We start from the raw sequence: 21,763 nt of genomic DNA, 5'->3' as shown, positions 1-21,763 counted from the left end.
GCTAACCACGCACTGGGCCCCGCGAGGGTGCTCGCAGGGCCCAGTGCGCCGGAGGCCGGATGGGGTTACGGCGTGGACTCGACCTGGATCTTGCCCTCGATGATCTGGGCCTTGTAGCCCTCGAGGACGGCCTGCAGGTCGGCGTCGATCTTGCCGCCCGACGTGGAGTAGCCGACGCCGTCGACGGACAGGTCGAACACCTTCGGCAGGCTCGCCAGGTCGTCCTTGGCGACCGCCTTCACGAAGTCGTACACCGCGACGTCGACCCGCTTGAGCATCGACGAGACGATGACGTCCTTCGACTCCTCGACCGTCTTCTGGTTGTACTGGTCGGAGTCGACGCCGATGGCCAGCGCGCTGCCCGTCTTGGCGGCCGAGAACACGCCCTTGCCGGACGCGCCGGCGGCGTGGTACAGCACGTCGGCGCCGGCCTCGATCTGGCCGGTCGCGGCCTCCTGGCCCTTGGTCGGGTCCTGGAAGCCGGTGAAGTCGCCCGCCGGGGTCAGGTACTTCTTCTCGATCTTGATGTCCGGGGCGGCGGTCTTGGCGCCCTGGGCGTAGCCCGCGTCGAACTTCTGGATCAGCGGGATCTCCACGCCGCCGACGAAGCCGATGTGGCACGACTTCGACTTGTAGGCGGCGATGACGCCGGCCAGGAACGAGCCCTGCTCCTCGGCGAACAGCAGCGGCGTGACGTTCGCCGCGCCCTCCACCGCGCCGTCCACGATGGCGAACTTGACGGCCGGGAACTCCGGCGCGACGACCTTCAGCGACTCGGCGTAGGCGAAGCCGACCCCGATGATCGGGCTGAAGCCCTCGCTCGCGAGCTGGCGCAGGCGGGTCTGCTTGGCGTCCTCGGGCTCGTTCGGGGCCGCGGTCAGCTCCTTGACCTCGGCGATGCCGAAGTCGGCCTTGGCCTTGTCCAGGCCCGCCGCAGCGGAGTCGTTGAACGACGCGTCACCCCGGCCGCCGATGTCGTAGGCCAGGCCGACCTTGAGCGCGCTGCCGTCGACCTTCTCGGTCGACGCGGCGGCGCTGGAGGTCGCGGCGGCGGCCGGCGGCTTGTCAGCCAGCTTGCAGCCCTCGGCGGTGTTGGTCGACCCGGACCCGGTGTTGTTCCCACCGGTGTCCTTGGCACAGGCAGCCATGCCAAGAACGCTGGTCAGCGCGATCGCGGCCACCGCGAGGCCACGCATTCGACGACGCACGGCTCGTCTCCCTCCCTGCTCGGCTAGGAGCAGACACATCCCGACAGCGGTCGTCGGGGCTTCCGAGTGGCGAACCGTACCCCGTAGTAATGACACCCGCGCACGGACCGGTCCGCCGTGACCTAATCGTTGGTGCCACCAGGCGACTCCGCCACTCGGAGTGATCCGCCGACTTCCCGCCGTCGTAGCCGGTTACTCACCGTCAAGGGGCGGATCAGGTGAAGCCGGCGGGCGGGCCGCCGGTCCCGACCGGGGTTCGGAGGACCGCAGGGTTGACCCGTTGGTGGGGCGTTGGGGCCGCGTTGGCGGTTCGGGTTGCACTCCACCCTGCACAGACGTCCCCCCTAGGAGGTTGAGTTGGACCCCCAGCAGTGGCTCGACAACTTCGAGGCCAAGCTGGCCGATCTCCAGCGGAAGTCGGCCGACCTCCAGGAGAACTTCGAGTCGTCGCAGGCCACGGTGTCCAGCCCGGACGGCGCGGTGACCATCACCGTCGGCCCGAACGGCGGCCTGCTCAACCTCCAGCTCGGCCACCGCGCCACCGAACTCGGCTCCGCCCGCCTCACCGCCCTGATCATGCAGACGGCCAGGACCGCGCAGAAGCAGGCCGCGCAGAAGGTGATGGCCGCGTTCGAACCGCTCGGCGAGGGCACCGAGGCCCTGCGCATGGTCAGCGACTCCATCCCGTCCGACGAGGTCGAGGACGACGGCGCCGACTACGCCGCGCCCGAGTACGCCGAGCCGGAACCCGCGCCCGCCCCGGCGCCGGCCCCGCCGCAGCCGGGCTGGCAGACCCAGGCGCAGGCGCAGACGCCGCCCCGACCGGCGCGGCCCGCGCGGCCGAGCGACGACGAAGACGACGACAACCAGCCCTGGTGACGAGGAGACCCTGAGCGATGACCGCCCCCGACACCCCGATCGCCGCGCCGCCCGGCATGGAGATCACCGAGCAGAACAAGTTCAAGGGCTCCCTGTTCATCTCGGCGTGGGACGAGATGATCACCACCATCGGCAAGGACGCCGAGACCGAGACCGAGAAGGCGCTGGACATCACGTTCGCCGCGATCGGCACGGCGTCGTCCATGGCCATGCTCGCGGTGGACCCGTTCGGCACGATCCTCGGCGCGGGCATCGGCTGGCTGATCGAGCACGTGTCGTTCCTCAAGGAACCGCTCGACCAGCTCATGGGCGACCCGGACGAGATCAACGCCAACGTCGAGGCGACCAAGAAGCAGGCCGCCGAGCTGCGGGTGCTGGCCGAGGACCACCGGCGCGAGCTGGCCACGTTCGACGGGTGGAGCGGCGCGTCGTCGGAGGCGTTCGCGAAGAACATGGAGGCCATGGGCCAGGAGCTGGACGCGCTGGCCAACGCCGTCGAGCAGAAGGCGAAGATCGTCGCGATCTGCGGCGTGCTGGTGTCCGTGCTGCGCGACATCGTGCGCGACCTGATCGCCCAGCTGCTCGGGTCGCTGCTGGCGGGCGCGCTGATCGCCGCCGCCACCGCGGTCATCACGTTCGGCGCGTCGATCGCGGCCTACATCGGCTTCGCGGTCGGCAAGGCCGTGGCGCTCGGCGTGAACATCGCGTCCCGGATCGCCCGGCTGACCGCGGCGCTCGGCCGGCAGATGGCCCGGATCAAGAACCTCGACGAGATCACCGAGAAGGTCGGCAAGGGCTGGAACCGGTTCGAGAACGTCGCCGACGTGGCCGAGGTCGGCTACGAGTCGTGGAAGGCGCAGAAGGGCGTCGACCGCGAGATCGACAAGGCGCTGGCCAAGGACGTCCAGGACGACAAGGTCACCGACGCCAACGACAAGGCCGAAGAGGCCAACAAGAAGTACGAGCAGGCCAAGGAAGCCGAGGCCAAGGCCGCCGAGGAGGCCAAGAAGGCCAACGAGGCGCTGAACGCCGCCTCGGAGAAGGCCGCCGCCGCGAACGGCAAGGTCAACTCGGCCATCGAGGAGGCCAACGCCGCCGCCGCGCGCGGCGACCAGGCCGGCTACGACGCCGCGATGGCGAAGTACGAGCAGGCCAAGGGCGAGGCCGACGCGCTGCGCTCGGAAGCGGCGAAGGCCGCCGAGGCGTCCGCGAAGGAGAGCCGCGACGTCGCCGACGCGGCCAAGGCGAGCAACGACGCGCTCAACGCCGCCAAGCCCGCCGACGAGGCCGCGAAGGCCGCGTACGAGGAGTACAAGCGGAACAACCCCGGCCCGGAGGACCCCGGTCGCACGGCCGCCGAGAACGACATGTCGGCCAAGAACGACGCGGCGAAGGCGGCGAACGCCTCCTACGAGCAGGCCAACGTCGACTACGCGGCGGCCAACGCGGCGGCGGCCGAGGCCAACGCCAAGGCGTTCGCGTCCGGCGCCGAGGCCGACATCAAGGCCGCCGAGGAGGCGTCGCGCAAGGCCGAGCAGGCCGGTTCGAAGGTCGAGCAGGCCGCCGGCGACGCCAAGGCGGCGGGCGAGGCGGCGAAGTCGAGCTACGACTCGTACCAGTCGCAGTACTCGCAGCCGACGTCCAGCGGGACGTCGACCAGTTCCGTCCAGGTCTGACCGAACAACCCCGGAGAACCAGCCATGGCACGCGGTGGCGGCGGCGTCAGCCCGAACCCGAACCCCAACTCCTCGGGCAACCCGTCGTCGCCACCGCCCGCCGCGCCACCGGTGGGCGGGCCGACCGGTGGCTCCGGGTTCGGCATGAGCGAGTCGACCATGGACGGCCTCCAGCGGCGCGCCGGTGACTTCCAGTCGCGGCTGGCGGCGATCTCCGGCGGGTTGCAGGGGTTGAAGCTCGCGCCGAACGCGCTCGGTCCGATCGGGATCGTCGCCGTGCCCGCGTTGAACAGCTCGAACGACGCCTCGGTGCAGCAGGCCAACAACGCCTCCACCGCCATGGGCAACGTGCAGTCGGGGATCAAGGCGACGCAGCAGACGCACGTCCAGAACGACCAGTTCAGCCGCGACCAGTTCAGCAAGATCGACCCCAACTCGAACGCCCAGAGGCCGCCGGGCTCCCCCGGCGCCGGGCCGCTCGGGGCGAAGGGGCCCGGCGGGCCGGTGGTGTCGCCGGTGAGCAACATCGCCGGTGGGACGGGGCCGAACGGGTCCGGCGGCCCGAAGGGTCCCGGTGGGCCGGTGGTGTCGCCGGTGAGCAACATCGCCGGTGGGACGGGGCCGAACGGGTCCGGCGGCCCGAAGGGTCCCGGTGGGCCCTCGGTCGCGCCGGTGACCAACGTGCGCGGCGGGTCGGGGCCGAACGGGACCGGTGGCCCGAAGGGGCCCGGTGGGCCCTCGGTCGCGCCGGTCACGAACGTGCGCGGTGGAGCCGGTCCGAACGGGAGCGGCGGCGTGAAGGGGCCCGGCGGGCCGGCGGTCACCCCGGTCACCGACGTGCGCGGCGGGACCGGGCCGACCGGGAGCGGCGGGGTCAGGGGACCGGGCGGGCCGGCGGTGTCGCCGATCACGAACGTGCCCGGTGGGACCGGGCCGACCGGGACCGGCGGCCCGAAGGGGTCCGGTGGACCGGTGGTGTCGCCGGTGACCAACGTGCGCGGCGGGTCGGGGCCGACCGGGACCGGTGGTCCGAAGTCGACCGGTGGTCCCCAGGTCAGCCCGGTGAAGAACGTGCCCGGCGCCACGGGGACGACCCCACCCGGTGGGTCGCGGGGCACCGGTGGGCCTCCGATCGGACCGGTGCCGGGTGTTTCCGGTCCTCCCGGGGCGTCGGGTGGTTCCCGGGGTGGCGGGATGCCCGGCGGCGGGATGCCCGGTGTGCCCGGCGCGCCCGGTTCGGCGTCGAGCGGTGGCCCGTCGGTCAAGGGCGGTCCGACCCCCGGTGCGGGTCCGATGACCGGCGCCACCGGTCCGGGCGCGAGCACGGCGTCCCGCAGCATCTCCGGGGCGCTGTCCGGCACGCCCAGCGCGACCCCGCCCCCGATGGCCGGCGCCCCGATGGCTCCCGGCGGCGCTCCGGGTGCGGCGGGCGGGTCGGACCGGTCGAGCAGGTTCACCGGCGGGCCGGGCAAGGGCGTGTTCGACGCGCCCAAGTCCCCCACCGGCGACGGCACGATCACCAAGGCCCCGGCCTCGGGCACTTCGACGCCGCCACCGGCGCCCAAGCCGACCACCGGCGCGCCCAACGTGCCGAGCACGAGCGCGCCGGTGACCGGCACGAACACCCCCAGCACGTCGACGGTCCCCCCGTCGACCGGCCCGAAGGTCTCCCCCGGCACTCCGCCGCCGGGGGGCGCTCCGGTCATGGGCGGGATGGCCCCACCGGCCGCGAGCGCGCCCGCGACCCCGTCGACGGACCGGTCGAGCAAGTACGCGGGCGGGCCGGGCAAGGGCGTGTTCGACGCGCCCAAGCCACCGACCGGCGACAGCACCATCACCAAGGCCCCGACCACCTCGCCCTCCACACCCCCACCGGCCCCGAAGCCGACCGTGAGCGCGCCCCCGGCCACCCCCGGCGTCCAGGCTCCTCCAGCGGCGAGCAAGCCACCGGCCACCCCGGCGTTCACCCCACCACCGGCCACCCCTCCGGCCACGGTTCTCCCGCCGGCAGCAGTCACCCCACCGCCCGCCACAACCCCCACCCCACCCCGCACCACCACCCCGCCGGTCAGCACCCCGCCGCCTGCCAACACCGCACCACCGACCAGCCCACCACCAACGGCCCCTCCCGCGACCACTGCGCCACCCGCAGCACGCCCCACCCCACCCCCGGCCCCACTCGCCAACACCGCCCCGCCCGCAACACCGCCCACCGCAACACCGCCCACTCAGCCCTCGACCCCGACTCCCACCCCGCCCCCGCCCCCGGCTCCGACCTCGACCCCTGCTCCGGCTCCGGCTCCGGCTCCGACCCCGGCCCCGGCCCCGGCCCCGAAGACCGCACCACCGGTCAACCCGCCGAGTGGCACCGTGCCGCCCCCGGCCCAACCGGCTCCGCCAATCAGCACACCGCCGCCCGCCAACGCACCCACGAGCCCACCCGCGAGCGCCCCGGCCAACCCACTCGCGAGCCCGATCGCGAACCCCACGGCGAATCCTGCCGTCAACCCACCGGCCAACCCGGCGGCGAACCCACCCGCGAGCCCGACCCCCAACCCACCTGCGAACCCGGCAGCGAATCCGACCACCAACTCGCCCGCGAACCCAGCTGCCAACCCACCGGCCAGCCCGCCCGCGAACCCACCGGCCAACTCACCCGCAAGCCCGGCAGCCAACCCACCGGCGAGCCCGCCCGCGAGCCCAACCGCGAACCCGCTGTCCGCCCCGCCCGCCGACTCACGCCCCCCGGCGCCCGCGCCGCGCACCCCCGACGTCCGACCCGCACCGGCAGACGGCCCCAAGACCGAGGTCGGCAACACCCCCGACACCAAGCCGAAGGACGCCCCGCCGACCAATCCCCCCGTCGTGGTGGGACTGGTCACGCCCCCCGGTCGGAAGACGCCGAACTTCCCGTCCTCCACCCCGGACCCGGCCGCCACCCCCAACCCCGCCCCCGCCGCACCGAGCCCCCGCGCCACCCCGGACGCCCCGGCAGCGGTCGTCGGTGGCGGTCGGGACGCGGACGTGCCGAAGAAGCTGCACTTCGTCTGGATGGGTGGTGAGCTGAGCCCGTCGGCGAAGGCGAACATCACCGAGTGGGCGGCCAAGGCCGCCGAGTCCGGCTGGCGCGTCCGGCTGTGGACCGACGCGTCCGCCGCCGCGAAGCCGGGCAACCAACAGCTGCTCGCCGACCTGGAGGCGCAGTTCCCCGGCGTGGTCGCCCAACGCCCGGTCGACCGCTCCCTGCTGAACCCGGTCCCCGGCGGCAGCATCGTGCCCGCGCTCGACAGCAAGGCCAAGAAGCTCAGCGACCTGGCCCTGCAGAAGGGCGCTTACGCCCTCGCCTCCGACATCGCCCGCTACCACATCCTCAACAAGCGCGGCGGGGCCTACGTCGACGTGGACATCGCGCCCGGCCAGGTGCAACTGCCGGCGGACCCGAAGATGTCCACCAAGGGCTCGGCCGTGCCGTTCTTCGCCCCACTGCTGCGCGACCAGGCGGCCTTCGACCGGCTCGTCGCCGAACTGCCTCCCCCGACCGAGGCCGACGCGGGCAAGACGCCGATGCAGCGGGTCATCGACCAGCTCTACGACGGCGGCCAGTTCAACAACAACCTGATCATCTCCCCGCCGAACTCGCCCTTCCTCCAGCGCCTGATCGACAACCTGCCCAAGACCGACGACTACAGCGTCCAGACGGCGCTGGTCGGCAAGGACCTGAGCAAGAACGCCGCCTCCCTCACCGGACCCCGCTACATCGAGTCCCAGCTGGAGAAGCACCTCAAGGCGAACGGCACCTGGCCGCCCGGCACCAGCTGGGCCGACTTCGTCGACACCTCGAACGGCCACCTCCAGGTCGACCCCGAGGCCCGCGCCACCTGGTCCGGCCTGGACTTCATCACCCCCGAGAGCGAAGCCCAGCTCGACCGCGAGACGCCGCCCGCCGGTCCCGAGCCGAGCCAGAAGGCGCCCGACCCGGCCCCGAAGGCACCCGAGACCGACTCGGCGACGCCCGAGACCTCGACGCCCGACCCCGCCCCGGCCACGAAGACGCCCAACTTCCCCACCTCGGACCCGGCAGCCACCCCGAGGGACCTCGACACCACCCCGAGCACGACGCCCGACCCGGTCGCGCCGCCCAAGCAGTCCGACGCCGACAAGCTGATCAACGACGAGAGCTGGCGGCACAGCGGCAAGGACCACGGCGACCCCGACGCGTCCTGGACCAAGCACCCCAACCCGGTCAGCCCGGACCGGGTCGACGCCGTGCGCGCCGACGTCCCGCCCGTCCGGCACTTCGCCGACGTCGGCGGCCTGACCAACGACAGCCGGATCACCATCGGCCCGGACGGCCGCCCGAAGTTCGAGCTGTCCACCTGGGGCAACCAGATCGGCTACGAAGCGCGCCGCATCGAGTTCCCCGGCGTCGACGGCAAGCCGGGCACCGTCGTCCAGGACCGCACCTTCAAGCTGTTCCTGCCCAACGCCGACGCCTACACCCCCGACCAGCTCCAGAACTTCAAGGACAACGCCAAGAAGGGCGCCGACCAGTTCTGGAACCAGGGCTTCGGCCTGCCGCGCGGTGACCAGCTCAACGTCAACATCGAGTTCACCACGAACCCGGACGAGGCGACCGGCAGCGTCACCATCACCCCGCCGGGCAGCCACCCCAACCAGCTCCAGCTGCCGATCGACGCCAAGCCCGTGCACTTCGCGCACGAGATCGGCGGGCACTCCGGCGGCCTGGACGACTCCTACTTCGAGCGCCCCGACCAGAACCCGAGCATCTTCCAGCACTCGCCGGGCAAGACGATCACGCACACCGACGGCACCACCGAGGTCGTCGGCAAGGGCCGCGTCGCCGACGACGGCAGCATCATGGGCCCCCACGCCGACAAGCCGGGCGCCCACGTCATGCCGCGCGACCTGTGGTTGGTCGACAAGCGCGGACCGAGCCCCGAGGTGATGACGCCCTCGCGCGTCGACCCGGAGACCGGCCGGGTGGACAACCCGGTCAACCCGAGCGTCAGCAACCCGGACAGCCGGGCCGACATGCCGGGCCAGGACTCCGACGTCAAGCCGCCGAACATGAAGTTCGGCCGCGACAAGACCCCGCCGTGGGGCTGGGACGACCCGAACGCGCCGGTGGCGGTCGTGGGCGGCGGTCGGGACGCCGACGTGCCGAAGAAGCTCCAGTTCGTCTGGCTGGGCGGTGAGCTGAGCCCGTCGGCGAAGGCGAACCTGGGCGCGTGGGCCGCCGAGGCGCAGAAGTCCGGCTGGCGCATCCGGCTGTGGACCGACGCGTCCGCCGCCGCGAAGCCCGGCAACCAGCAGCTGCTCGCCGACCTGGAGGCGCGGTTCCCCGGTGTCGTGGCGCACCGCCCGGTCGACCGGGCGCTGTTCAACCCCGTGCCCGGCGGCAGCGTCGTGCCCGCCCTGGACACCAGGGCCAAGAAGCTCTACGACCTCGCGATCGAGAAGGGCGCGTACGCGCTCGCCTCGGACGTCTCCCGCTACCACATCCTGAACAAGCGGGGCGGCGTCTACGTCGACGTCGACATCGCGCCCGGCCAGGTGCAACTGCCGGCGGACCTGAAGATGTCGACCACGGGCGCGGCCGTGCCGTTCCTCGCGCCGCTGGTGCGCGACCAGGAGGCCTTCGACCGGATCTCGGCCGAACTGCCTCCCCCGACCGACGCGGACGCGGGCAAGAGCCCCCTGCAGCGGGTCGTGGACCACCAGTACGACGCGGGCCGGTTCAACAACAACCTGATCGTCTCCCCGCCGAACTCGCCCTTCCTCCAGCGCCTGATCGACAACCTGCCGAAGACCGACGACTACAGCGTCCAGATGGCCATGGTCGGCAAGGACCTGAGCCAGAACGCCGCCACGCTCACCGGTCCCCGGTTCATCGAGCTGCAGCTGGAGCAGCACCTCAAGGCCAACGGGAAGTGGCCGGCCGACACGAAGTGGGCCGACTTCGCCGACCCGGCCAACGGCCACCTCCAGGTCGACCCCGGGCTGCGCCAGACCTGGGGCGGCCTGGACTTCCTCACCGACGAGAGCGAGGCGCAGCTCGACCGCAGGACCACGCACGGCGACACGCCGGCGCCCAGTCCGCGCGGCGGGAGCCTCGACATCACCGAGGTCACCGACGCCCGCCCGACCCACAAGACGCCGAACTTCCCCCAAGAGTCCACATCGGACGCCCCGTCGCCGGCGGAGTCCACACCGGACGTCCCGCCGCCGTCCCCGCGCGCGCCGGGCGCGCCGTCACCCGCGCGGTCGCAGGCGCAGGCGACCTACGACACCGCGCGCCAGGACGTGGACCGGGCGACCCAGCGGCGGTTCGAGGCGATCACCGGCGGCGCGGACCCGGAGGTGGTCGCGCGGCACACCGCCGACGTCGAGGCCGCCACGAACCGCGCCGAGCGGGCGGCGGACGCCATCGGCGCGGTCGAGCTGGCCGAGCGGTCGCCGGAGCAGTCCTTCGAGCAGTGGCACGAACGCGCGTTCGGCGCCCCGCCCGAGTCCCAGGCCGACACCGAGTCCCAGGCCGACACCGAAACCCCGGCCGACGCGCCCGCGCCGGCGCGGCAACCGCAGAAGCTGGAGTCCGTGCTGCCGCGCGAGCAGTGGTGGCGGCTCTACCTCGACCCGACGCACCACGCCGAGGCCCAGGCGACGCTCCCGGACAACCCCGGCCACCTCTACGACACCCAGCAGTCACCGGGCTTCCAGGCCGGCATGGAGGCCGCCTACCAGGAGGTCCTGAACCCGTCGGACATGGCGGTGCAGCGGCTCACGTCCGCCGACTACAAGCGGATGCACGAGCTGGCCACGCAGAGCCTGGACAAGCAGTTCGACTGGTCGGCGAAGGTCACCGACCACGGCAAGCTGGTGCCGACGAACTTCCCGCTGCGCGCCGACCAGCCGCACCCCGACGTGCTCAGCGACACCGTCGGCGGCCGACCGCTGATGCTCGACCTGCAGAAGCACTTCGCCACACCGGTCGACCAGCGGCCGGACATCAAGGCGGTGCAGCCGCTCGTGCTGCTCGACTCGATCACCTACCCCAACAAGGTGATCACCACGAACTACGCCCCCGGCGCGGCGCCGGGGCTGATCGACACCGTGCTGGAGACCTACTACCAGGACACCGCGAACGCCAGGACCGACCACGAGAAGCTGCGGGCCATCGCACGGGTGGTGCGCACGTCGCACATCATCCACCCGTTCGCGGACGGCAACCGGCGGCTCAACGTCCACCTGCTGCTGCCCAGGCTGCTGCTGGAGCAGGGCTTCAAGCCGGTGATCCTCCCGGAGATGCCCGCGCTGTTCCAGGGCGGCTACTCGCTGGACCAGATCGCCACCGCCCTGCAACGCGGTCAGGACCAGGACCTCACCGCGGACGTGGTCATCCCGGAGCAGCTGCACGCCGACGCCGTCGCGGCGTACGACAAGGCGGTGGCCGCGCGCCAGGACGCGATGCTCGGCCCGATCACCCCCGAGGAGCAGGCGCGGCTCGACGAGGACGTGGAGCACGCCTTCGACCTGCTGAGCGAGGCGAACAACGCCCTCGCCGCGCGCAACCTCCCGGACGTGGGCGCGCCGCCGCAGCAGCCCGCCGCCAACCCGAGCGCCAACACCGACACCGCACCCGCCGTCCGCCCCGAACCACCGATGCCCACCCCCGGGGACATCGACGCGGGCACGACCTCCCGGTCCGCGCTCCCCCCGGACGCCGAAGCGAGCCCGAAGCCCACCAAGGACGTGCTGAGCGACGAGTCGTGGCGGCACAGCCGCGCCACCACGGCGACGTGGTTCGGCACCGACGGCAAGGTCGCGCCCGCGCAGTGGCAGCACCGCCGCGACCACGCGCACGTCCGCACGGTCGACACCGAGGTCGCCGACGTCCGCACCGACAGCACGGTGCAGGGCCGCGTGCGCGACATCAGGTCCTACAAGGGCCTGGTCAAGTACGACCTGCGCAGCATCCAGGCCGACAACGGCAAGTGGGTCAAGGAGTTCACGCTCAAGGTGCACCTCGAGCCGGGTGACGGCGTCGGCCCCGACGCCCTGGCCAAGGTGCGCGAGAACGCCCTCAAGGGCGTGGACGGAATCCTGAACAAGGGCTACCACCTGCCCGGTGGGGCGCAGTTCCACGCCACCGTCGAGTTCACCGACGACCCGGCGGACGCGCACACCACGATCACCGTCGGCGACGGGCGGACCGACCAGCTGACCTGGAACCCCGACGCGTCGCCCGAGGTGGTCGCGCACGAGGTCGCGCACTACTTCGGCGTGCCCGACGAGTACCAGGACGGGACGCGGGTCTTCCTGGCCAAGCCGGACGACGGCGTCCGCTCCGCGGTCGTGCGCGGCGACGGCGGCCTGATGGGCCAGGACGTGCACGAAGCCGACCCCGCCCTGCGCCCGCGCCACCTGTGGCTGGTCGAGCGCACGGCGAACGGCCAGGTCATGGTGCCGGACACCCCCTACGAGGCCCCGCAGACCACCCGCCCCACCACCAACGGACCAACCGGCGCCAACCCCGCGCCTCCCGAAGGGCCGACCGGCGCCAACCCCGCGCACCCCGAAGGGCCGACCGGCACCAGCACCGGCACCGCGCCCACCGCGCCCACCGACACCAAGCCCACCACCAACGCCAACACCAAGCCCGACACCGACACCGAGCCCGGGGCCACCCCCGACACCCGCCCCGCGCCGTCGTTCCGCAACCCGTTCCGGTCCACGCCCGCCCCGGCGATCCCGCTGGTCACCCTGAACACCGCCCAGGCCGGTCCCCTCCTGCCCTCGCTGCCGACCCTCCCGGACTTCGTGCAGGACGGCCGGGCCCTGGGCTCGGTGGGGGCGCGCGACGTCAACGGCGCGGCGAAGGTCGTCACCGCCATCACCGGCCTGCTGCCCCAGCGAGCGGGGGTGACGCCGGTCGGCTTGGACGGGATCGAGGCGGCCGTCACCGGCGACTTCGAGTCGTTCCTCGGCGGCGGCAGGCACTTCCAGGTCAAGGTGGGCCGGTCCTGGTTCGACGCGCACGTGCAGGCCGCGCTGCGCACGCCGGCCGACGAGGCCGCCGCGACCACCACCCCGCCGACCAAGACCAAGGTGGACGTGGCGGCCAACAGCGCCGTCACCGCGTCCGCCACCAGCACCATCGCCACCGGCAACGACATCGGCGTCGCCGCTTCGGCGGGCATGGCCGTCGGCGTCACCGGCTCGCTCGGCGTGAAGGCGCCGCTGGCCCAGCCGGTCTCGTCCAGCACCACCACGACGACCGCCGCCGACCAGCGGATCATCCGCTCGGGCGACAACTCCACGCAGGTCAAGGTCCCGGTCTCGTACGCGGTCACGCTCACCCCCGCGGACGGCACGCCGCCGACCAGCACCACGGTCACCACCGACGCCGCGGGCGACGTCGACGTGACGCTGCACGTCCCGCACGAGCTGACCACCCTCACGCCGCCGGACCCGGCCCTGACGCGGGTCACGCCCCCGGCCGGCTGGGGCGCGCGGCTGGAGCACCCGGTGCCGGAGGCCGTGACCGGCCTGAACAGCGCGCAGGCGTTCGCCGACATCGCCGCGCACCTGCACCCGTCGATCACCAAGGTCGGCTCGCCGGGCCGGACGGCCCTGCTCGACTTCATCAGCGAGACCACCGTCCGCGACAACCTCGGCCCGATGCTCAGCGGCTGGGTGACGTCACCGGACCTGGTCAGCGAGCACGGTGGACACGCCGACGTGCTCCAGGCTCGGGTGAACCTGGTCAGCGCCGAGCTGGTCGGCACGCACGACGGCTCGCAGCTGCGCGTGCACGAGGTCGCGAGCACCAGCACCGGTGTGACGACGACGACCAAGAGCGGTTTCGACATCAACGCGGGCATCGGCGGCGGCGCGATCGTCCCCGGCCAGGTCGGCGGCAGCGCGGGTTTCGTCGGCGGCATCTCCGCGCGCACCGCGGAGACGTCCTCGGCGGGCGTGAGCAGCAGCACCCGCGCGGGCATCCAGATCAAGAACGGCGTGGGCCTCTACAAGATCACCGCCCATCTCCAGGTCCGCACGACCGACGGCGCCACCGTCGACATCCCGGTCACCACCTACCAGCGCGTCGGTCTGCCCGAGGCGTCCGCGCAGAACCTGCCGGTGCCGCCCGGCACGCGGCCGGACCTGACCAAGCCGGGCACCGCGGGCACGAGGCACGCCCCGCCGTACCTGGCCGCGTCGCTGGCCGCGGGCAACGCCAAGGTCGGCTCGTTCGAGCCGGCCGCCCGGGTGAAGACCCAGGTCGAGGACGCCCTGCGGCGGCTCGGCGGCTTCCTGCCCGACTGGAGCACGCCCAACGCCGACCCGCTGCGCCGGGTCAAGCACGCCGACCTGGCCGAGCTGACCGCCAACCAGCGCAAGATCGACGCGGAGATCTCCCGCGCCGCGCTGGCCGGGAGGATGGACGGCCTGATGGGCTCGGGGGTGGACGTCCAGCTGAAGAAGCGGGGCTTCGCCACCACCGAGTACGTCAACATCAAGATCAAGGCGCGGGTCGCGCCCGGCGTCCACCTGGGCGAGGCCGACGGCCGCAACGTGCGCGGCTCGGCCTCCACCGGTCCGAGGCTGGACAGCTCCACCACGTCCCAGAAGGGCTGGAGCGCGGGCGTCGAGGGCCGGGTCGTCATCCCGGCCGTGTCCGGGAGCACCACCCTCACCCCCGCGCCGCAGGCAGGCGTGAAGTACAACAGCTCCACCTCGACCAAGACCACCGCCGGCCCGACGGTGAACAGCACCTCGCTCAACGTGGGCAGCGCCGACGCCCAGCTGTTCGACCACAACGTGGTGTTCGACGTGGAGATCACCACGTTCAGCCGCAACCGCGCCTGGGTCAAGCGGCTGACGCCCGGTTCGCCGTTCCGGCAGGTGCCGGAGCCCCGGACGGTCGCGAAGACCAACGGCGGCCCCAACGTCGCGGACGACCTGGCGCCGATCGCGGGCCCGGTGAAGCTGTGGGTGTCCGACGGCTCCACCATGACGTCGGACCCGGCGGTGTTCGCGCCCGGCGCGCCCACCACGCGCCCGCTGGCCAACCCGGGCACGATCAAGGACCTGCTCAGCGCCACCCGGCCGCCCGCGCCGGAGATCCTGCACGTCGAGGCGGTGGTGAACACCGACGCCGTGCTCGACGAGGCGATCCGGCTGATGGGCCAGGCCGCCGACGGCGACACGTCGCTGACCGTGCCGGGCACCGAGTCCCGCGGCCGGATCGACAAGGCGTACGCCGCGGAGAGCTTCAAGGCCAACCTGTCGAAGATGGTCCAGACCGGTATGCAGGAGGGCTCGCTCAAGTACGGCCGCCGGGTCACCGACCGCACCGGCGCGCTCGGCACGTCCGTCGCGCTGAGCAACCCGCGCCTGGTGTCCATCTCGGACTCCACGCCGACCGAGAACGCCGCCACCGGCGGTTACAGGGCGGGCAGCAGCAAGACCGACAGCAAGTCGGTGGACGCGACCCTCGGTGTCAACGTGCCGATGAAGCCCACCACCGCCCCGAAGGGCTCGGGGGGCATCGGCCTGCTGGGCAAGTGGACGCCGTGGGCCAAGGCGTCGACCACGGCGAGCGAGGTCGCGGGCAGCGTGGACCGCAACCGGGTCACCGCGCCGAAGACCCGCACCGTGCTGGTGCAGCTGGACGCGGACGTGACGCTGGTCGCGGAGTCGCGGTCGGGCAACAGCGTCTACAAGGGGACGCCGCGGGTCGCCGGTTCGGTGGTGACGCTGCCCGGTGGCGTGTTCGCCCGCGTCAGCGAGGACACCGCGCGCGGCATGGGGCTGCTGCCGCCGCTGCCCGCGCACACCTCGCCGAACTTCGGCTCGATGGAGCCGCCGCGGATGGTGGCGGCGGGCGAGCCGGGCGCGCTGGGCCTGAGCCTGGTCGACGAGATGCCCGACCTGTCCAACCTGGTCACCGACCTGCGGGCGAACATGCGGCAGCTCGGCCCGGACCTGCTGCCGGACTCGGTGCTGAACGACTCGATGAACAACCTCCAGCGGCTGGTCGACCTCACGTCCAAGACCGGGTCGACCGCGCTGGTGGACAGCGCGCTGGACGGCGGCGTGCCGCTGCTGGTGCACAAGCCCGGCGTGTTCGGCAAGCAGGCGTTCCAGGTGATGCTCAGGGCCACGACGGGCACGCCGGTGTTCCGCGACGTCGTCAACGACGGCGTCGACATCGAGCACACGATCTCGTCGTCCCGCAAGGACAGCGACACCCGGGACAGCACCACGGCGTGGGGCCTGGGCGTGCGGGCGCCGGGCCTGGGGCAGCCGGGCAGCGCGAACCCCAACCTGTCGGGTTCGGCGGGCGTGTCCGCGGCCGCGAGCATCGGCGGCGCCAAGACGACGTCCACCACGAACGCGACCACCGACCAGTTCGGCCACCTGCGCGCGGGCTCCGGCCCGGCGGCCCGCTACGGCGTGCCGATCCAGTTCGAGCTGGTGGTGGAGCGGGGCGACACCGTCGTCGGGCGGTCCGACAGCGGTGCGCCGCAGCAGATGGGCGTGCGGCTGCACGCCGACAACCAGCGCGTGGCTCCCCCCGCCGGGGGCAACGCGCACACGCCGTACTCGGCGACGGACGTGCAGCGCAACGCCTCGGAGGCGCGGCCGGCGCAGCTGGCGGCGTGGCGGGCGGCGGGCACCCCCGTGGTGCTGCCGCCCGGCGCGTCGGTGGAGACCCTGCGCGGCGTGGCCGACGTGCGCCGGGTCGCCGTGACGGCGTTGACGGCCGCGGGCGCCCGGGCGGGCATCACCGGCAAGGGCACCGGCGCGCTCAACGCGCTGCTGTCCACGATCAGCTCGGAGCAGTTCCAGCCGGCCCTGCCCGGCATGACGCAGTCGCCCCTGCGAATCCGGCTGGACGAGGCGTCGCTGGCCCCCGGTCAGCACGCGGACCTGGAGGTCTACCCGAAGCTGGTGAACCCGCGGCTCGCGGCGGTCAGCGACGGGGTGAAGCTGGAGAACCCGACCAGCACGGTGACGTCGACCTCCACCGACTTCAAGCAGTCGGAGACCGGGGACGTGTCGCTCGGCGCGGTCGCCGGCGGTTTCAGCCTGAAGCAGCCGGCCGACCCGGCCAACCCGAAGCCGACCGACCCGGCCGTCAACTTCGCCACCAACGGCGTCGAGGTGCGGCACGCCAACGAGGACGCGGAAGCGGTGTCCGGCGGGTCGCAGCACAACAAGACCGGCAACCTGAAGCCGGACGGCCGGACCGGCCTGGTGGCGTTCGACGTCGAGTACCGGGTGGTGGCGCGGCTGGAGGGCGGCGGCGTCGCGGTGTTCGACCTCACCGTGCCGGACTCGGCCGAGGCTCGGGTGCCCGCCACGGACGTGGAGTCGGTGCTGGGCAAGCCGATCGACGGCCCGCTGGCCGACGCGCAGACCGCCGCGAAGGACGCGGCGGCGGCGTGGCGGCTGGCCGAGGAGGCGTCCGACGCGGCCAGGCACGCGGCGGTCGCGAAGATCAACGAGCTGGCGCCGGACATCACGGCGGCGGACAACGCGATCACCACCCGCACCACCGAGCTGGGCACGGCGACCGGTGACGTGACCGCCGCGCGGACCGCGCTGCTCCCGCTGCAGCCCGCGCTGGAGCAGGCGGTGCTGCGGCGCGACCAGGCCAACACCCTGGTCGGCACGCGGCAGCAGGAGCTATCGACCCTCCGCCTGGAGTCGACCACCGCAGACAACGCCCGGTTGAGCGCCGAGCTGCGCGAGCAGATCAGCGCGGACGCCCTGTCCGACGCGCAGGCGCTGAACGGCACGGCCGCCCAGCGCCTGTCCGACGCCGAGGCGGACCTGCGGACGGCCGGGCGGGCGTTGGCCAACCACACCCCGCCCACGCCCCCCGCGCCGGACACGGCGCGACCGCAGCTGGAGACGGGCGTCACGAACGCCAGGGACGCCCGCGACGCCCGGCAGCGCGAGTTCGACCAGGCGCAGCGGGCGCTCGCCGACGCGACCACCGAGCACACCGCCGCCAGGACCGCGGCGACCGACGCCGGGCAGCGCTCCACCGACCTCCAGCAGCAGGTGAGGGACGCGGAGGCGCTGCTGACGACCGCCCTGGACGGCCTGCGGACCGCGCGCGACGACGTCACGCTGGCGCAGACGGACCTGACGAACGGGCAGGACGCCGTGCGGCAGGCCGAGCAGGGCCTGCTGACGGCCCAGCAGCGGCACGACGCGGCGGTGCGGGCGCGGCAGCAGCTCAGCGACCAGATCACCCGGGTCGAGCAGGCGCTGGAGACCGAGCGCACGAACGCCGACAACGCCCAGCTCACCTGGTGGCAGGCCAAGGCGGCGGTCGACCAGCAGGTCGACACCTACAACGCCACCCCGCCACCTCCTCCCCCGGCGCCTCCCGCACCTCCCGCGGCCCCGGCTCCTCCCGTGCCCGGCGGGACCAACCCCACCCCGTCGACCCGGCCCGCACCCCTGGTCCCGACCCCGGCAACGACACCGGCCGGCCCCGTTCCGCGCTCCCGCCCGGCTCCTCCGGCGCCGACCCCGGCCGCTCCCCCGATTCCGACCTCGACCCCGCCCTCGGCACCGGCCCTCACCCCGGCCCCGCCCCCGACCCCCGCTCCGGCTCGGGCGACCCGCGCGCCGTCCGCCGAACTGTCCTTCGACCTCACGCCGGGCTCGACGCTGGACGCCGAGCAGACCGCCAAGCTGAACGCCCTCGCCACCGCCCTGCACGAGACCCGGACGACGCGCGACCTGCTCGGCTACCTGCCCCCGGTGGTCGAGGTGTCCGGCCACCACGCGCCGCTGGTCGCGAACGCCCTCGCCGCCCACCTCGGCGCCGCCTTCGACGTCCGGGTCGCCGAGGGCCGCCCCGACGGCGCGGACATCCGCGTCGACTGGGACCTCAAGCGCCCCACCGGCTGGACCCCACCGCCGCCGCCCACCGCGCCGGCGACCGCCCCGCCGACGACCACCGTGATCACCTCACCGGCGCCCCAACCGCCGCACCCGGTCCTGGCCAACCCGCACTGGCGGCACAGCCCCGCCCTCACCGCGCCCTGGTTCGCGCCGCGGCAACCGGCGTCCACAGCGGACGTCCAGGCCGTGCGCGCCACCACTCCCATCACCACCCACGTGCGCGGCGAGGACAGCGGCGTGATGTCGGACTCCTCGGTCGGCCCCGACGGCGTGCGCCTCAAGCCGTGGCGCGGCCCGATCGCCTACGACACCCGGCTGCTCGACGTGAACGGCGTCCCGGTGCGCGACTTCACCGTCACGCTCCACCTCGACCACGGCAACGCCACCCCCGACCAGGTGCGCGAGCTCCAAGAGCGCGCTCGCCGGGGCGTCGAGGAGCTGTTCAACCGCAACGGCAACCGGCTGCCGGGCGGCGAGCAGTTCCACGTCACCGTGGAGTTCACCACCGACCCCGCCGCGGCCCACGCCACGATCGCCGTCGCGCCGCCGAACGGCCGGGCCGACCAGCTCCGCTGGCCGGTCGACACCGACCACCGCCGGCTGGCCCACGAGATCGGGCACTTCCTCGGCCTGCACGACGAGTACTTCGAGACCAACGCCGCCAAGCCGATCTTCCAGCACCAGCCGGGCCGGGGCCGGGTCGTGGCCGACAACGGCCCGATGACCGCCGGCGTCGACGCCACCGACGCCGCCCTCAAGCCGCGCAACCTGTGGCTGATCGAGAACCGCATGTGGGCGCTGGAGACCAAGCTCCCCACCCCGCACGACCCGACCCCCGACGCCGCGCCGCCGCACGCCCCGCCGACCACTCCGGACTCGCCGTCGGTGTACTCCCAGCCCGAGTACTCGCCGTCGGAGTACTCGGAGTACTCCGCGTCCGTGTACTCCCAGTACGACCCCGACTCCGATGCCAACTCCGACGCCGACCTGTACGACCTCTACGACAACCCGGGCACGGACTCGGCGGCCGGCTCCGACGCGGACATCTACGAGCTGTACGGGGACGGCCCGGACTCCGACGCCCTGTCGTCCTACGTCGACTCGGACGTGAACTCGCTGCTCGGCCTCTACCGCGAGGACGACGCCCAGCCCGTCGTGACCCTGGACTACTCGGTGGAGACCGACGGCGTGGTGCCGCCGTTCACCCGGCACGACCGCCGGCCGACGTTCCAGCGGACCGGCGGCTTCCCCGCCGTGCTGCCGCAGATCGCCCGGCAGCCGGTCGCCAAGCCCGCGATGGTGTTCTCGTCGGACGGCACGATCGGCGTCCCGCTGGGCGACGTCGACGGGCACTTCAAGGAGTTCTACGCCACCCCGGAGGTGCTGGCGGACGCCAGGGCGAGGCTCAAGGAGGTCGGCAGCAAGATCGACCTGGTCGCGGTGCCCGCCAACAAGGTCCACTACGGACGGGGCGACGCGGCCCGGGGCCTGGTGATGGTGCGGCCGACGTTCGACGGGCTGCCGCCCGGCGTGTGCAGCGAGTTCTCCCGCGACATCATCGGCGGCACGCACAGCCAGGCCGTCCTGCGCCCGGCCGACGGGGGCACGCCGCCCGCGCTCGGCCGGATCGGCGACGGCGGCGCGCTGGAGCTGATCGGCATGCACGGGCTGGCCACCGCCCTGGCCATCGAGGCGCACGACCCGCGGGTCACCATCACCCCCGAGTCCGCCGTCGGCGCGATCAACGACCGCCCCGGCGACCCCGCGATGGTCGGCCGCGCCTACGGCTCCGCGCTCCAGCCCGGCACGCCCGCCCGCGCGCGGCTGGACGAGGCGGCCCGCCGGTTCGGCCTCAACCAGCACGCCTGGGCCAAGCCGGGCGAGGCGTACGTGATCCAGTCCATCTCCGTGCCGACCACCGGCCCGGACGGCAGGCCCCAACCGGACTACGGCCTCAACCACGCCCGCCCGAACCCCGACGGCAGCGGCGCGCGCCTGCCGCAGACCTGGGGCTACCACTTCGGGTCGGTGGCGGTGAACAGCGCCGACGACAAGAGCCAGATCACCGTCGAGACGGTCCGCCAGGGCGGTGCGCGGCAGCACCTGCTGACCAAGCTGGTCGAGGCGAACCTCAAGGCGCACGAGGCGGACCTCGACCGCATCGCCGTCGACCTGGAGCTCGACCCGCACGCCGACCCGACGCGCAAGAAGCTCGTCGAGTCGTTGATCGCGATCCGCGACAACCGCGCGATCATCGCCGACCCGGCCACCGACCCGGAGACCGCCCGGGTCACCGAGCGGTACCCGCTGCACAACGCCCTGGCCGCCGCCCGCCAGGCGATCTCCGGCATCGTCGGCAACGACGCGCTGCCCCAGCCCGGCCAGATGTGGTTCATCAACCAGTACAGCAAGGCGGAGGGCCAGACGTTCTTCGACAAGTGGGGCCACGTGGACGACCCGAACACCCAGATGCAGCTGGCGAACCCGCTGGTCGCGCTGACGGTCGGCCACACCGGGCAGGCCACCGCCTCGGTCGACATGACCGACGGCAAGGACCTCGACCCGGACCTGGTCGCCCGGGGCGCCCAGCCGCTGCCGCCGGGCACGCAGAGCATGCTGACCGGTGTCGCGGAGACGACCGTGAAGACGGCGCTGTGGCGGTTCCGCAACGGCCTGCCGCTGCCCGAGGTCCACGTCGTCGGCTACGGCAACTCACCGCTGCACGCCACCCGCACCGGTCAGCTGCGGGCCGACGCGGCGGCGGCGTGGGTCCGCGCCGAGGTCGCCCGCGAGCTGGCCGAGCTGCAGGAGGGGCTGCCGCCCGACCAGCCGCGGCTGACCGGCCACCAGATCCCGGTGCTGCCCATCTCGGGCGGCCGGCAGGTGCCGCCGGGCTCGACGGACCCGCAGGCGGACCGCCGGGTGGTGAGGGCGGACATGGTGTTCAAGTGACCTGCGTCGCACGGCACCCGACCGGTTAACCGATCAAGGTCACCCGGACGTGGAACGTCGTGTCTCGTCGCTCACAGACGGGTCATGCTGTTG

General features: G+C 73.3%; 5 protein-coding genes. 3 read left to right on the top strand and 2 right to left on the bottom strand.

Annotated elements, in window-relative coordinates; translation table 11 throughout:
• Positions 1 to 65: 65 nt before the first annotated feature.
• Positions 66 to 1,196: a BMP family protein gene (locus tag AB0F89_RS10980; RefSeq protein WP_367138818.1), complete on the bottom strand. Its 1,131-nt coding sequence runs from the start codon at positions 1,194 to 1,196 to the stop codon at positions 66 to 68.
• Between the two features lie 369 nt (positions 1,197 to 1,565).
• On the opposite strand from AB0F89_RS10980, the gene AB0F89_RS10975 reads away from it, so the two are divergent.
• Both AB0F89_RS10975 and AB0F89_RS10970 read left to right on the top strand, forming a co-directional pair.
• Positions 1,566 to 2,087, top strand: a complete 522-nt coding sequence (locus AB0F89_RS10975; protein WP_367135119.1) for a YbaB/EbfC family nucleoid-associated protein — start codon at positions 1,566 to 1,568, stop codon at positions 2,085 to 2,087.
• Positions 2,088 to 2,104: 17 nt separating this feature from the next.
• Complete coding sequence (locus AB0F89_RS10970; RefSeq protein ID WP_367135117.1) at positions 2,105 to 3,763, top strand: hypothetical protein; 1,659 nt, start codon at positions 2,105 to 2,107, stop codon at positions 3,761 to 3,763.
• Here the strand turns inward: AB0F89_RS10970 and AB0F89_RS10965 are convergent.
• A complete protein-coding gene (locus AB0F89_RS10965; protein WP_367135115.1) occupies positions 3,691 to 5,757 on the bottom strand; it encodes a hypothetical protein in 2,067 nt (688 codons plus the stop codon). The genes AB0F89_RS10970 and AB0F89_RS10965 overlap by 73 nt on opposite strands.
• Before the next feature lie 871 nt (positions 5,758 to 6,628).
• Here AB0F89_RS10965 and AB0F89_RS10960 point away from each other — a divergent pair.
• Positions 6,629 to 21,670: a glycosyltransferase gene (locus AB0F89_RS10960; protein ID WP_367135113.1), complete on the top strand. Its 15,042-nt coding sequence runs from the start codon at positions 6,629 to 6,631 to the stop codon at positions 21,668 to 21,670.
• The last annotated feature ends 93 nt before the right edge of the window (positions 21,671 to 21,763 follow it).

It is taken from the genome of Saccharothrix sp. HUAS TT1, from assembly GCF_040744945.1.
In the GTDB taxonomy this organism is placed as follows: Bacteria; Actinomycetota; Actinomycetes; order Mycobacteriales; family Pseudonocardiaceae; genus Actinosynnema.
This window is presented reverse-complemented; position numbering and strand designations above follow the sequence as displayed.

Bases quoted from the DNA above. Each gene is read 5' to 3' on its own strand.
- AB0F89_RS10980 (WP_367138818.1), bottom strand. From the start codon at position 1,196: ATGCGTGGCCTCGCGGTGGCCGCGATCGCGCTGACCAGCGTTCTTGGC.
- AB0F89_RS10970 (WP_367135117.1), top strand. From the start codon at position 2,105: ATGACCGCCCCCGACACCCCGATCGCCGCGCCGCCCGGCATGGAGATC.